The sequence below is a fragment of the Mesorhizobium sp. WSM4904 genome (assembly GCF_029674545.1).
GTDB lineage: Bacteria > Pseudomonadota > Alphaproteobacteria > Rhizobiales > Rhizobiaceae > Mesorhizobium.
Genome location: NZ_CP121354.1, coordinates 5,799,409 through 5,812,730, shown reverse-complemented (window position 1 = coordinate 5,812,730; position 13,322 = coordinate 5,799,409). Strand labels below are relative to the sequence as shown.

Here is a 13,322-nt window from a genome sequence, read left to right as displayed (position 1 = left end):
CGCCTCGCTAGTAGCCGCCCTTCTTGCCCACGCCGGCAAAGGTGAATTCATAGTCGACGCGGAAGGGCGCGGGCCACGCCGCCACGCCCGTCTCCTTGTCGACATGCCTCCCGAACTGCGCGTGGCCGCCAGATGCGCCAAAGGAAATCGTGTAGTTCAGGCTGTATTTGCCCGGCCCCATCAGCTTCACGTTGTCGCCATAGTGGGGGCCGTCGCTGGCGACCATGGGCATCAAAACGCCGCCGGTTTGCCGATTATCACCGAGCTTGGTCAGCACATATTCGATTTTGAGGTTGGGGATCCAATCGCCCTCGGCGAAGCCGTTGGCATTGCCGCGCGCTGCGTGGATATCGGCCTCGAGGTGAATGTCGGAATCGGCCGCCGGCTTCATCATGTCGGCCGGTTCCATCTCGATCGGCTGCAGGTACACGGCGCCGATTTCCATGCCGTTCGTGAGCTGAGGCTTGCCGATGGGATATTCCATCGCGCAAACGCCCGAGGCGCCGGCCAGCAGGCCCACGACGGATGAGAACAAAATCGACTGACGTGACATGCCGGCCTCCTTGCTGCCGATGGCACGGACCTGTGCCTTCAGAGGGTATCTCCGGATTGGCATTGAAAAACGGATCTCGACCTGCTCCGGATCGACAGATCGATAACATGATCCTGTTTGTCTACTTATTCGCCGGATCGATCGGCTCTTTGCGCCAGCGCAAAGAGCGCGACGTTTTCTGGGCGTCGCATTTTCGAAACCAGTGACCGAGGAAAGGAAGGCAGTGATTTGGATCGGATGCAGGCGGCCGAAATCGTCTGATCTCTAGACCAGAAAGTCCTCGGCGTCCGCTCCGTCAATGAGCGGGTCGGGCCTGCATTCGGCGGCAAGGCGGGATGCATCGAGAATTTCGATCGTCTGGCCGTCGACGCGGATGCCCGACGTTCCCAGGCTCGACAATGCGCGCGAAAATGACTCGCGGGTAATGCCGAGCTCGGAGGCTATGAGCGTCTTCTCGAATGGCAGAACGGCTCGGTCCGGCGTGCCTTGCCGCTTCGACAGGGCCAGGAGATAGCATCCGACACGCTGGGTCGCGGTTCTCAACTTGAGGTTCTTGATCTGACGGACCATGCGTCGAAATTGGTGCGCGAGGCTTCCGATCACGGCGTGCGCCAGCAAAGGATCCTCGTCGACGGCCGCTCGAAACGCTGCCGCGTGAATCAACAAAAATCGCGAAGGTTCGGGCACCCGGGCCTGCATGAGATAAGGCGCACCGGTCAGGACGGCGGCGGGGATGACGAGATCCGGGGCCCGGACAGCCTCGATCAAGACTTCACGGCCCTCGGCCGATCGTCCGAACAATTGCGCGGATCCAGCCAGCACGATCAGTTGGAAGTTCGGCACGTCGCCTTGTTCGAACAGGACGGTGCCTGGGGAAACGCTGTGCACCATGGCATGCCGCAGCAGTTCGCTCCGGCGGGATGCCGGCAGCCCCCGAAACAGCGGCAGTTCTTCCGGCGCCACGCCCTCATGCGTCATTTCATCCAACAAGGACTCTTCTCCGATTAGCGGCGTTTCCATCACCGCCCGCATCATCTGTGACAAATGTCACGCCGCGCCTTGATTTGGATCAATGCTGCGCGGTGCCGGCTTAGCCATGTTGGCCTCCGATCTTGAGGCCAACTGTCAAAGGGGCTGCCGACAATGAAAACGACCGTGAATGAGAAGTCCGGTCAAATCCTGGGCGCGAGCACGGCCGCATTTACGGTATGCTTCGCGGTCTGGACCATCTTCTCCATTATTGGCATTCGCATTCGCCAGGAACTCGGCCTGAGCGAGACGCAGTTCGGCCTGCTCGTCGGCACGCCGATCCTGACGGGCTCCCTGATCAGGGTCGCGCTTGGCATCTGGACCGATCGCTACGGCGGCCGGATCGTCTTCACGGTGAACATGCTGGCGGCCGCGGTCGCGACTTTCCTTCTGTCCTATGCCCACACCTATCCGCAAATGCTGGTCGCCGCCCTCGGCGTCGGCATCGCCGGCGGTTCCTTTTCGGTCGGTGTCGCCTATGTGTCACGCTGGTTTCCGCCGCAAAGACAAGGTACGGCGCTCGGCATCTTTGGCGCGGGCAATGTCGGTGCCGCGGTCACCAAATTTCTCGCCCCCTTCGTGCTCGTCGCCTTCGGATGGCAGGCCGTGGCGCAGGTCTGGGCAGCGGCCCTCGTCGTCATGACCGTCATCTTCTGGCTCACGACGGACGATGATCCGGTCATCGTCGAACGCCGGCGCTCAGGCATCAAGCCGAAAAGCGCCTGGCTCGAGCTCGAGCCTCTGAAGAACGTCCAGATCTGGCGTTTCGCGCTCTACTATTTCTTCGTGTTCGGCGCCTTTGTCGCGCTCGCGCTCTGGCTGCCGCAATATCTCATCAATGTCTACGGCCTCGACATCAAGACCGCCGGCATGATTGCGGCCTTCTTCTCGGTGCCGGCGAGCCTATTTCGCGCCTATGGCGGACACCTTTCGGACAGCTTCGGCGCGCGCCGCGTGCTCTACTGGACCTTCTTCGTCTCGGTCGTGGCGACCTTCATTCTATCCTATCCGCCGACCGACTACATCGTCCACGGCGTCAACGGCACGACGACCTCCTTCCACATCGAGATGGGCCTTTTCGGCTTCATCGTCACGATCTTCGTGCTCGGCTTCTTCATGGCGCTCGGCAAGGCCGCCGTCTACAAGCACATCCCGGTCTACTATCCCGACCATGTCGGTTCGGTCGGCGGGCTTGTCGGCATGATCGGCGGCCTGGGCGGCTTCGTGCTGCCGATCCTGTTCGGCTTGCTGCTCGACCTGACCGGCCTCTGGACGAGCTGCTTCATGGCGCTCTTCCTGCTGGTCTCCGGCGCGCTGCTCTGGATGCATATGGCCATCCGCCAGATGGAACGTGGAACTGTCGGCGAGGCTCTCGCCAAGCTGCCGCCTTTCCCCGAAATGCAGCAAATGCCGGAGCCTGTGGCAAAGACCCGGACGGGCGGCGCCCTTACCGACTGGCGTCCGGAGGATAAGACCTTCTGGGCCGAAACCGGCCGCCGCATCGCGAAGCGCAACCTGTGGCTTTCGATCCCGGCGCTGCTGCTTTCCTTCGCCATCTGGCAGGTGTGGTCGGTCGTCGTCGCCAAGCTTCCGCTCGTCGGTTTCACCTTCACCACCGATCAGCTCTTCTGGCTCGCCGCTCTGCCCGGAATCTCCGGGGCGACGCTGCGCATCTTCTATTCCTTCATGGTGCCGATCTTCGGCGGCAGGCTCTGGACGACGCTGACGACCTGGTCGCTCATCATACCGGCTGTCGGCATCGGCTATGCGGTGCAGAACCCCGACACGCCTTATGTCGTGCTGTTGATCCTGGCGCTGCTCTGCGGCTTCGGCGGCGGCAACTTCGCCTCCTCCATGGCCAACATCTCCTTCTTCTTCCCGAAGGCGGAGAAGGGAAATGCTCTCGCGCTCAACGCCGGCCTCGGCAATCTCGGTGTCAGCGTCGTCCAGTTCGTCGTGCCGCTGGCGATCACCACAGGGATATTCGGCTGGCTCGGCGGCGATCCGGCCATGGTCAAGGGGCCGACCGGCGATGCGCCGCTCTGGCTGCAGAATGCCGGCTTCGTCTTCGTCCCGTTCATCATAGTCTCGGCCTTCGCGAGCTGGTTCGGCATGAACGACATCGCTTCGGCCAAGGCATCCTTCAGCGAGCAGGCCGTGATCTTCCAGCGCCGTCACAACTGGATCATGTGCTGGCTGTACACGGGCACCTTCGGATCCTTCATCGGGTATTCGGCCGGCTTCCCGCTGCTCACCAAGATGCTGTTTCCGGACGTCAACGCGCTCCAGTTCGCCTTCCTCGGCCCGCTCGTCGGCGCCCTCTCGCGTTCAGGTTCCGGCTGGCTTGCGGATAAATACGGCGGCGCGCGCGTCACCTTCTCGGCCTTCGTGCTGATGATCGCAGGCGTCGCTGGAGTCTTGTGGTTCATCGGCATCAAGGATCAGCCGGGCGCGTTCTTCGGCTTCTTCGCGGCCTTCCTGCTCCTGTTCTTCGCCACCGGCGTCGGCAACGCCTCCACCTTCCAGATGATCCCGGTGATCATGGCCAAGGAGATGGGCCGCTTGTTGCCCAAGGCCAACGCCGAAGTGCGTCGCCAGCAGGCGGAGAAGGAGTCCGCAGCCATTACCGGCTTCACCTCGGCGATCGCGGCCTTCGGTGCGTTCTTCATCCCGAAGAGCTACGGCACCTCGATCGCGCTCACGGGCTCGCCGAACGCCGCGTTATGGGCCTTCCTTCTGTTCTACGTGAGCTGTCTGGCCATCACCTGGGCTGTCTATACCCGCAAGGGCGGCCTTCTCCATGACATCGAGCGCGCCAAGCGCGGCGCGCCCGTCCATCCGGCCGCAGCCGAATAACCAGGGACAAAGCAATGTCGCATTTTCTCGACCGGCTAACCTTCTTTCGCAAGACCGTCGACAGTTTCTCCGACGGCCACGGGATCGTGACCAATGAGGATCGCTCCTGGGAAGACGGCTACCGCAAGCGCTGGCAGCACGACAAGATCGTGCGCTCCACCCATGGTGTGAATTGCACCGGCTCCTGCTCGTGGAAGATCTACGTCAAGGGCGGCATCGTCACTTGGGAGACGCAGCAGACCGACTATCCGCGCACGCGGCCCGATCTGCCCAATCACGAGCCTCGCGGCTGCGCGCGCGGCGCCTCCTACAGCTGGTATCTATATTCCGGCGCCCGGGTGAAATACCCGATGATCCGCGGCCGGCTGTTGAAGTTGTGGCGGGCCGCCCGCGCCAAGATGACGCCCGTCGCGGCCTGGGCCTCGATCGTGGAGGATGCGAACAAGCGCCAGTCCTACATCTCGATCCGCGGCCATGGCGGCTTCGTGCGCGCCACCTGGGACGAGGTGAACGAGCTCGTTGCAGCCGCCAATGCCTACACCGCCCGCAAGCACGGCCCGGACCGCATTATCGGCTTCTCGCCGATCCCGGCCATGTCGATGGTGTCCTATGCGGCCGGCTCGCGCTATCTGTCGCTGCTCGGCGGCGTGTGCATGTCGTTCTACGACTGGTACTGCGACCTGCCGCCGGCAAGCCCGCAGACCTGGGGCGAGCAGACCGACGTTCCTGAAAGCGCCGACTGGTACAATGCCGGCTTCATCATCGTCTGGGGATCCAACGTGCCGCAGACGCGCACGCCTGACGCGCATTTCTATACCGAAGTGCGCTACAAGGGCACCAAGAGCGCCGTCGTCTCGCCGGACTATGCCGAGGCGACGAAGTTCGCCGATATCTGGCTCAATCCGAAGCAGGGAACCGACGCCGCGCTGGCGCTCGCCATGGGCCACGTCATCCTGCGCGAATACCACCTCGAACGCAGCGTCGCCTATTTCGACGACTATGCCCGACGCTACACCGACATGCCCTTCCTGGTGCGGCTTGCGGAGCGCGACGGCAGGTTCGTCCCCGAGCGCCTGCTGCGCGCCTCCGAGATCAGGGGAGCCCTCGGCGAAAAGAACAATCCGCAATGGAAGACGGTCGCCATCGACGAGGCGAAGGACGCGTTGGTGGCGCCTCTCGGATCGGCCGGCTACCGCTGGGGCGAGCACGGAAAGTGGAATCTCGAGGAAAAGGACGGCAAGGGGCGGGATGTTCGGCTGAAGCTCACCCTTGCCGGCGACGGCGCCGACATCGCGGCCGTCGATTTTCCGTATTTCGGCGGCCGCGCGAGCGAGCATTTCGTGGCCACCGAGCACGGCGAGATCCTGACCCGCAACATCCCGGTCCGCACGGTAAAGACCATCGATGGGCCGGTGAAGGTCGCCACGGTCTACGACCTGCTGATGGCCAACTATGGCCTCGACCGCGGCTTCGGCGGCGCCAATGTCGCATCTTCCTATGACGACGACGTGCCGTTCACGCCCGCCTGGGCCGAGCGCATCACCGGGGTCAAGCGCGACGCCATCGTCACCGTGGCGCGCGAGTTCGCCACCAATGCCGAAAAGACCAACGGGCGCTCGATGGTGATCCTGGGGGCTGGCCTCAACCACTGGTACCACATGGACATGAATTACCGGGGGATCATCAACCTCCTGGTGTTCTGCGGCGCCATCGGCCAGTCCGGCGGTGGCTGGTCGCATTATGTCGGCCAGGAAAAGCTGCGCCCGCAGACCGGCTGGACGCCGCTCGCCTTCGCGCTCGACTGGGCGCGCCCCCCGCGCCACCAGAACTCGACGTCCTTCTTCTACGCGCACACGGACCAATGGCGATACGAGACCCTGACGGCGGCGGAGATCCTGTCGCCGACAGCGCCCGAAGGGGACTGGAACCAGAGCTTCATCGACTACAATGTTCGCGCCGAGCGCATGGGCTGGCTGCCTTCCGCGCCGCAGTTGAAGCAGAATCCGCTCGACATCGCCAAGCGCGCCTCGGCGGCTGGCCTCGAGGTCAAGGACTATGTGGCGAAAGCGCTGAAGTCGGGCGAGCTCGACCTCGCCTGCGAGGACCCGGACGATCCGGCCAATTGGCCGCGCAACATGTTCGTGTGGCGCTCCAACATCCTCGGCTCCTCCGGCAAGGGCCACGAATACTTCCTCAAGCACCTGCTCGGCACCAGGCACGGCGTCATGGGTAAGGATCTCGGCGCCGAAGGCAAGGTGCGCAACAAGGAGGTCGTCTGGCACGACGAGGCGCCGCAGGGAAAGCTCGATCTTCTGGTCACGCTCGACTTCCGCATGTCGACGACCTGCGTCTACTCCGACATCGTGCTGCCGACCGCGACCTGGTACGAGAAGAACGATCTCAACACCTCCGACATGCATCCCTTCATCCATCCGCTGTCGGCGGCGGTGGACCCTGCCTGGGAAGCGCGCTCGGACTGGGATATCTACAAGGGCCTTGCCAGGGCCTTTTCCAAGGTCGCGCCGGAGGTGCTGGGCGTGGAGAAGGACGTCGTCCTCACTCCCATCCAGCACGACACACCCGGCGAGATCGCCCAGCCCTTCGATGTCGCCGACTGGAAGCGCGGCGAGATCGAACCGCTCCCCGGCAAGACGATGCCGGCCGTCAGCGTCGTCACGCGCGACTATCCGAACCTCTACGCCCGCTTTACCGCGCTCGGCCCGCTGATGACCGAGATCGGCAATGGCGGCAAGGGCATCGGCTGGGACACGGCGCATGAGGTCGAGGCGCTCGGCGCGCTCAACGGCGTCCAGGCCGCCGGCTCCGCCAAGGGGCTGCCGAGGATCGAGACGGACATCGACGCCACCGAAGTCATCCTGATGCTCGCGCCCGAAACCAATGGCGAGGTCGCGGTCAAGGCCTGGGAGGCGCTCTCCAAGGCGACCGGCCGCGACCACGCCCATCTCGCCATCCCGAAGGAAGACGAGAAGATCCGTTTCCGCGACGTTCAGGCCCAGCCGCGCAAGATCATCTCCTCGCCGACCTGGTCCGGCATCGAGAGCGAGAAGGTCTGCTACAATGCCGGCTACACGAACGTCCACGAACTGATCCCGTGGCGCACCCTGACCGGGCGCCAGCAGCTCTATCAGGATCATCTGTGGATGCGGGCCTTCGGCGAAGGCTTCATCACGTGGAAGCCGCCGGTCGACCTCAAGACGATTCCCGCCGTCAAGGGACTGAGGCCCAACGGCAACAAGGAAATCGTCCTCAACTTCATCACGCCCCACCAGAAATGGGGCATCCACTCCACCTACAGCGACAATCTCCTGATGCTGACGCTCAATCGCGGCGGTCCGGTCGTGTGGATTTCGGAGACCGACGCCAAGGCCGCGGACATAGTCGACAACGACTGGGTCGAGGTCTTCAACGCCAACGGGGCGCTTACGGCCCGCGCCGTCGTCTCCCAGCGTGTCAAGCAGGGCATGATGCTGATGTATCACGCGCAGGAGAAGATCGTGAACACGCCGGGCTCCGAACTGACCGGCAACCGCGGCGGCATCCACAATTCGGTGACGCGCACGGTGCTCAAGCCGACGCACATGATCGGCGGCTATGTCCACCAGTCCTACGGCTTCAACTACTACGGAACCGTGGGCTCCAACCGCGACGAGTTCATCGTGGTCCGCAAGATGGCGGCCGTCGACTGGCTCGAGGAACCCTTGCAAGCCAATGCTCCCAGGGAGGCAGCAGAATGAAGATCCGCGCTCAGATCGCGATGGTGCTGAACCTCGACAAATGCATCGGGTGTCACACCTGCTCGGTTACCTGCAAGAACGTCTGGACCAACCGGGAAGGCGTCGAATACGCATGGTTCAACAATGTCGAGACCAAGCCGGGCGTCGGCTATCCCAAGGAGTGGGAGAACCAGCAGAAATGGAACGGCGGCTGGCGCCGCAAGAAGAATGGCAAGATCGAGCCGAAGATGGGCGCCAAGTGGCGCATCCTTGCCAACATCTTCGCGAACCCTGATTTGCCCGAGATCGACGACTATTACGAGCCGTTCACTTTCGACTACGAACACCTGCACACGGCGAAGGAATCGAAGGCTTTCCCCACGGCCCGCCCACGCTCGGCCATCACCGGCGAGCGGATGGAAAAGATCGAATGGGGTCCGAACTGGGAGGAGATCCTCGGCGGCGAGTTCGAGAAGCGGTCGAAGGACGTGAACTTCGAGGGCGTCCAGAAGGACATCTACGGCCAGTTCGAAAACACCTTCATGATGTACCTGCCGAGGCTTTGCGAGCACTGCCTCAACCCGGCTTGCGCGGCGGTGTGCCCGTCGGGAGCCATCTATAAACGCGAGGAGGACGGCATCGTCCTGATCGATCAGGACAAGTGCCGCGGCTGGCGCATGTGCGTCTCCGGCTGCCCCTACAAGAAGATCTACTACAACTGGTCGTCGGGCAAATCGGAGAAGTGCATCTTCTGCTTCCCGCGCATCGAGGCGGGCCAGCCGACCGTTTGTTCGGAAACCTGCGTCGGGCGCATCCGCTATCTCGGCGTGATCCTCTACGACGCCGACCGCATCGAGGCGGCCGCCAGCATGCCGCGTGAGGAAGACCTCTATCAGGCGCAGCTCGACGTCTTCCTCGATCCGAACGATCCGGCCGTCATCGCCCAGGCCCGTGCCGACGGGATTCCCGACAACTGGCTGGAGGCGGCCAAATTGTCGCCGGTCTGGAAGATGGCGATGGAGTGGAAAATCGCCTTTCCGCTGCACCCTGAGTACCGCACCCTGCCGATGGTCTGGTACGTTCCGCCGCTCTCGCCCATCCAGTCGGCGGCCGCCGCCGGCAAGATGGGGCTGGACGGCGACATGCCCGACGTGCGTAGCCTGCGCATCCCGCTCCAGTATCTCGCCAATCTGCTGACGGCAGGCAATGAGGAGCCTGTGGCGCTCGCGCTCGAACGCATGCTGGCGATGCGAAGCTATATGCGGGCAAAGACGATCGACGGCCGCCTCGACGAATCGATCGCGGCGCGGGTCGGCCTGACCGGCTCGGCCATCGACGAAATGTACAAGGTGATGGCGATCGCCAATTACGAGGATCGTTTCGTCATCCCGACGTCGCACCGCGAATGGAGCGAGGACGCCCAGGATATGCGCGGCTCCTGCGGCTTCTCCTTCGGCAATGGCTGCTCGGGCGGTTCCACGGAGACCAACCTCTTCGGCACCAAGCAGACCAAGCGGCCGACAAACCCGATGGAGATCGCGTGATGGTGGCGCCGCTCTCGAACAGGACCTTCAAGGCGCTCTCGGCCCTCCTTTCCTATCCGACCGAGGAGCTTTGCGCGGCGATCCCGGAAATCGCCGCGGCGATCGCGGCCGAGGGATTGGTATCGGACGAAGCAGGCAAGCACCTGCAGCTCCTGCTTGCCGATCTGGCCACGCTCGACCTTTACGATCTGCAGGAGCGTTACGTCGAGTTGTTCGACAAGACGCGCCGTCACTCGCTGCACCTCTTCGAGCACATCCATGGCGAGAGCCGCGATCGCGGCCAGGCGATGGTCGATCTGGTCGAACATTACCGGCGTGGCGGGCTTCTCGTCGCGGCAAACGAATTGCCCGACTTCATCCCGCTTTTCCTCGAGTTCCTCTCCGCCCGTCCCTTTGAGGAGGCGCGCGGCCTGCTCGATGAAACCGCTCACATCTTCTCGCTGCTGGAAGAGCGGCTCGCTAAGCGCAACGCAGGCTATGCCGCCGTGTTCACGGCGCTACGCTCGATTGCCAGCGTGCCTGCCGTGGTCGCCGCCGCCGCCGAAATCGACGAGCCCGACGACCTGGCGACCATCGATGCCGCCTGGGAAGAGACCGCCGTCGCATTCGGTCCCGGAAATGCGACCGACGGCTGTTCCGTCGACCGGCTGAGAATCCAGATGCGTGCCGCCAATCGCGATGCGCGCAACAATGCGGCCTGACGGAGGGAAGCTATGTCCGACACAATCAACGACGCGCTCTTTGGCTGGTATCCCTATTTCTGCCTGACCATCTTCCTGCTCGGCAGCCTGATCCGCTTCGATCGCGAGCAGTACACCTGGAAGACGGGCTCCTCCCAGCTGCTGCGGCGGCGCCAGCTCCGCTGGGGCTCCAATCTCTTCCACGTGGGCATACTGGTGATCTTCGGCGGTCATTTCGTCGGCCTGCTGACGCCTATCTGGGTCTTCGATGCGCTCGGCGTTTCCCACAGCTTCAAGCAGGGTCTTGCCATCACCGCCGGCGGAATCGCCGGTGTTGCCTGCTTCATCGGCATATCGCTTCTTGCCCATCGCCGGCTGTTCGATCCGCGCATCCGCAACACCTCGGCGCCCGGCGACATCGCGATTTTGTTGTTGCTCTGGCTGCAGCTCACGCTTGGCCTTTCAACCATCTTCGTCTCGCTCGGTCACATGGACGGCCACGAGATGGTGAAATTCATGAACTGGGCGCAGGGCATTCTCACCTTGCAGCCGGCGGCCGCGGCCTATGTCGCCGACGTCAACCCGATCTTCAAGGCGCATCTCCTGCTCGGCATGACGATCTTCCTGGTCTTCCCGTTCACCAGGCTGGTTCATGTCTGGAGCGCGCCGGTCTGGTATCTCGGCCGCCCAGGTTACCAGGTCGTGCGCACACGCTTCGCGACCCGCCGGCAGCCCGCACCGGCGCCTGCGGTGCGGTCGTCCGCGCCGGTGCGGCGACCCGCTGCCGCTCCCTCCCACCAGCCTGCGGAGTAGACCATGGCCGCGCTCGTCATCGATCACTCGGCCGGCCGCAAATCGTCCGAACATCCGCACGAACACCGACCTGCGGCTCCCGACACGGCGCCGTCCCGCGAGCGCGTGGCGATGCCGCTGGTGACCGTCAACGGAGTGGCGATATCGCGCAAGGCGATCGCCGCCGAGGTGCAGAACTTTCCCGCCCGCAATCCCGGCGAGGGCTGGCGTGCCGCGACCCGTGCGCTCGTCATCCGCGAGTTGCTCCTGCAGGAGGCGCGGCGTCTCGGCATCGCCGCCGAGCAGAGGACCGACCAGGATGGGCGCAGGGAGACCATCGAAGACGCGCTGGTGCGCGGCCTGATCGAGCGCGAGGTTCGCGTTCCCGAGGCGGACGAGGAGATGCTGCGGCGCTTCTACGAGAACAATCTTCGCCGCTTCGTGACGCCGCCGCTTTATGAGGCCGACCATATTCTCGTAGCTGCCCGCCGCGATGATCGCGAGGCCTTTGCCGCCGCGCGTGAAAAGGCGATGTCGCTCAGGTCCAGCCTTGCGGCGGCACCCGAGCGTTTCGCGGTGCTGGCGCGCGACTGTTCGGATTGTCCGTCGGGAGCCCTTGGCGGCAGCCTCGGCCAGATCGGGCCGGGCGACACGACGCCGGAATTCGAGGCCGCTCTCGGCGATCTCGCACCGGGTGAGATTTCTTCGCCGGTGGAGACGCGTTACGGCGTCCACCTCATCCGCCTGACGCGGCGCATCGATGGCCGCCAGCTTCCGTTCGAGGCCGTGCGGGAACGCATCGCGTCCTACCTGGCCGAGCACGTCAGCCGGCAGGCGACGGCGCAATACGTCTCCCTCCTTGTCGGCCGGGCGGACATCGGCGGCATTGTCATAGACGGCGCTTCCTCGCCGCTGGTGCAGTGAGGCGGATGCGATGCTCGGAGATATCATTGCCTCGCTGGAGGACCCGAAAGCGGCCATGGCAATCGTTGCCGCTTTCGAAGAGCCGGCCTTGGCTGCGCGGCTGACCGCCGCTGCCGATCAGTCCGGTCGTTCGCCGGCCGATATCGTGGGCTCGGCCGTTCGCAATTTCGTGGACACCGCATCCGACGATCTTTGGACGCAACTCATCGGGATCATGAACCGTGCGCAGGATCCGGGTCTTGCGGCCATGCGCGCGATTCTCGAAAAGACGCTGCCGGGCGCCGAGGCATGACCGTGCCGGCAATACTGCCCGACAGTTGCTTCTGCGCGGGCGCAGGTGCGGTGCCCTTCGAGACGGCGCGAAGCGTGGCCTTGGGCGCCGCCTCGCTGGTCTCAGCGCATAAGACCGATCCGGTCGTGTCTGCTGCACGGCAGACAAATTCAAACTGAAGGAGAACCCCATGCAGGGCATTCGTCCCGACTGTCCCATCACCGCGATCGTCTATTCGAACGGTTCGGAGTTCGAGGCATTCCTGCGGGAAGTTACTGCCATCATGGCCGAGCGGGGCATGCGCTTGGCTGGCCTTGTCCAGCTAAGCGAACCGAAACCGGATCGCGTGAAATGCGACATGCATCTGCGGGATCTCGCGACAGGCCAGCTCCACGGCATATCCGACGATCGAGGTCCCCATGCCCGAGGCTGTGTTTTGAATATCGATCGGCTGCTCGGCGCCTGTGAAGCCGCGGCAGCGGGATTGTGCGGTCAGACCGATCTGCTGGTTCTCTGCAAATTCGGAAAGACCGAGGCCGAAGGAGGTGGCTTCAGGGCTCTGATCGCCAAGGCGCTCGAGCTTTCCGTACCCGTGCTGATCGGCGTTCCTGTCGTCAATCTTGCGCCGTTCCGCGAATTTGCAGCCGACCTCGCCCGGGAAATCGAACTGTCTCATCTTTCGTCCGATCGGTTCGCGGCCATGGAGCGTCTGCTCCGCGGTAGCTCGATGCGTGACCCCAACCAATCCCAGGATGGGAGAATGGCCGGTGCCGAGGTGGCTTGAGATCATTCTGCGCTCCATCGTTGCCGGCGGAGCTGCGGGCGCTTGTGCGGCCGTCGTCAATTTGACCGGCGGCCCGTCGGTTTTGATTTCTTTGGCCGCGATCCTGATAGTGTTCGGCGTCTCCGGCGATTTCCGCCAGGGCTAAACACTTCGCT

The 13,322-nt window shown here is 63.7% G+C and carries 11 protein-coding genes; 9 read left to right on the top strand and 2 right to left on the bottom strand.

From position 1 onward, the window contains the following. Positions 1-7 precede the first annotated feature (7 nt). Complete coding sequence (locus tag QAZ47_RS28240) at positions 8-553, bottom strand: iron transporter (RefSeq protein ID WP_278231553.1); 546 nt, start codon at positions 551-553, stop codon at positions 8-10. A gap of 264 nt (positions 554-817) precedes the next feature. Further along, complete coding sequence (locus QAZ47_RS28235; RefSeq protein WP_278231552.1) at positions 818-1,543, bottom strand: helix-turn-helix domain-containing protein; 726 nt, start codon at positions 1,541-1,543, stop codon at positions 818-820. Between the two features lie 153 nt (positions 1,544-1,696). On the opposite strand from QAZ47_RS28235, the gene QAZ47_RS28230 reads away from it, so the two are divergent. The 9 genes from QAZ47_RS28230 to QAZ47_RS28190 all read left to right on the top strand — a co-directional run bounded on the left by QAZ47_RS28230 (position 1,697) and on the right by QAZ47_RS28190 (position 13,312). After that, positions 1,697-4,438 carry an MFS transporter gene (locus tag QAZ47_RS28230; protein ID WP_278231551.1) on the top strand — a complete coding sequence of 914 codons (2,742 nt, stop codon included), beginning with the start codon at positions 1,697-1,699 and terminating at the stop codon, positions 4,436-4,438. A gap of 14 nt (positions 4,439-4,452) precedes the next feature. After that, positions 4,453-8,193 carry a nitrate reductase subunit alpha gene (locus QAZ47_RS28225; protein WP_278231550.1) on the top strand — a complete coding sequence of 1,247 codons (3,741 nt, stop codon included), beginning with the start codon at positions 4,453-4,455 and terminating at the stop codon, positions 8,191-8,193. Then, positions 8,190-9,716, top strand: a complete 1,527-nt coding sequence (narH, locus tag QAZ47_RS28220) for a nitrate reductase subunit beta (RefSeq protein WP_278231549.1) — start codon at positions 8,190-8,192, stop codon at positions 9,714-9,716. Before QAZ47_RS28225 ends, narH begins: the two co-directional genes overlap by 4 nt. Then, the gene (gene narJ, locus QAZ47_RS28215) at positions 9,716-10,417 is read left to right on the top strand and encodes a nitrate reductase molybdenum cofactor assembly chaperone (protein ID WP_278231548.1); all 702 of its coding nucleotides are present in this window, start codon (positions 9,716-9,718) and stop codon (positions 10,415-10,417) included. Before narH ends, narJ begins: the two co-directional genes overlap by 1 nt. 12 nt (positions 10,418-10,429) lie before the next feature. After that, positions 10,430-11,209 carry a respiratory nitrate reductase subunit gamma gene (gene narI / locus QAZ47_RS28210; protein WP_278204181.1) on the top strand — a complete coding sequence of 260 codons (780 nt, stop codon included), beginning with the start codon at positions 10,430-10,432 and terminating at the stop codon, positions 11,207-11,209. A 3-nt stretch (positions 11,210-11,212) separates the two neighbouring features. Further along, positions 11,213-12,112: a peptidylprolyl isomerase gene (locus tag QAZ47_RS28205; protein ID WP_278231547.1), complete on the top strand. Its 900-nt coding sequence runs from the start codon at positions 11,213-11,215 to the stop codon at positions 12,110-12,112. A 10-nt stretch (positions 12,113-12,122) separates the two neighbouring features. After that, on the top strand, positions 12,123-12,404 hold the full coding sequence (locus tag QAZ47_RS28200; protein ID WP_278231546.1) for a hypothetical protein: 282 nt from the start codon (positions 12,123-12,125) through the stop codon (positions 12,402-12,404). A gap of 169 nt (positions 12,405-12,573) precedes the next feature. Continuing rightward, positions 12,574-13,167, top strand: coding sequence for a DUF2478 domain-containing protein (locus QAZ47_RS28195; protein WP_278231545.1), 594 nt, complete (start codon positions 12,574-12,576; stop codon positions 13,165-13,167). After that, positions 13,151-13,312, top strand: coding sequence for a hypothetical protein (locus QAZ47_RS28190; protein WP_278231544.1), 162 nt, complete (start codon positions 13,151-13,153; stop codon positions 13,310-13,312). Before QAZ47_RS28195 ends, QAZ47_RS28190 begins: the two co-directional genes overlap by 17 nt. The last annotated feature ends 10 nt before the right edge of the window (positions 13,313-13,322 follow it).

Bases quoted from the DNA above. Each gene is read 5' to 3' on its own strand.
- QAZ47_RS28240 (WP_278231553.1), bottom strand. From the start codon at position 553: ATGTCACGTCAGTCGATTTTGTTCTCATCCGTCGTGGGCCTGCTGGCC.
- narJ (WP_278231548.1), top strand. From the start codon at position 9,716: ATGGTGGCGCCGCTCTCGAACAGGACCTTCAAGGCGCTCTCGGCCCTC.
- QAZ47_RS28230 (WP_278231551.1), top strand. From the start codon at position 1,697: ATGAAAACGACCGTGAATGAGAAGTCCGGTCAAATCCTGGGCGCGAGC.
- QAZ47_RS28195 (WP_278231545.1), top strand. From the start codon at position 12,574: ATGCAGGGCATTCGTCCCGACTGTCCCATCACCGCGATCGTCTATTCG.
- QAZ47_RS28225 (WP_278231550.1), top strand. From the start codon at position 4,453: ATGTCGCATTTTCTCGACCGGCTAACCTTCTTTCGCAAGACCGTCGAC.
- QAZ47_RS28205 (WP_278231547.1), top strand. From the start codon at position 11,213: ATGGCCGCGCTCGTCATCGATCACTCGGCCGGCCGCAAATCGTCCGAA.
- QAZ47_RS28200 (WP_278231546.1), top strand. From the start codon at position 12,123: ATGCTCGGAGATATCATTGCCTCGCTGGAGGACCCGAAAGCGGCCATG.
- narH (WP_278231549.1), top strand. From the start codon at position 8,190: ATGAAGATCCGCGCTCAGATCGCGATGGTGCTGAACCTCGACAAATGC.
- narI (WP_278204181.1), top strand. From the start codon at position 10,430: ATGTCCGACACAATCAACGACGCGCTCTTTGGCTGGTATCCCTATTTC.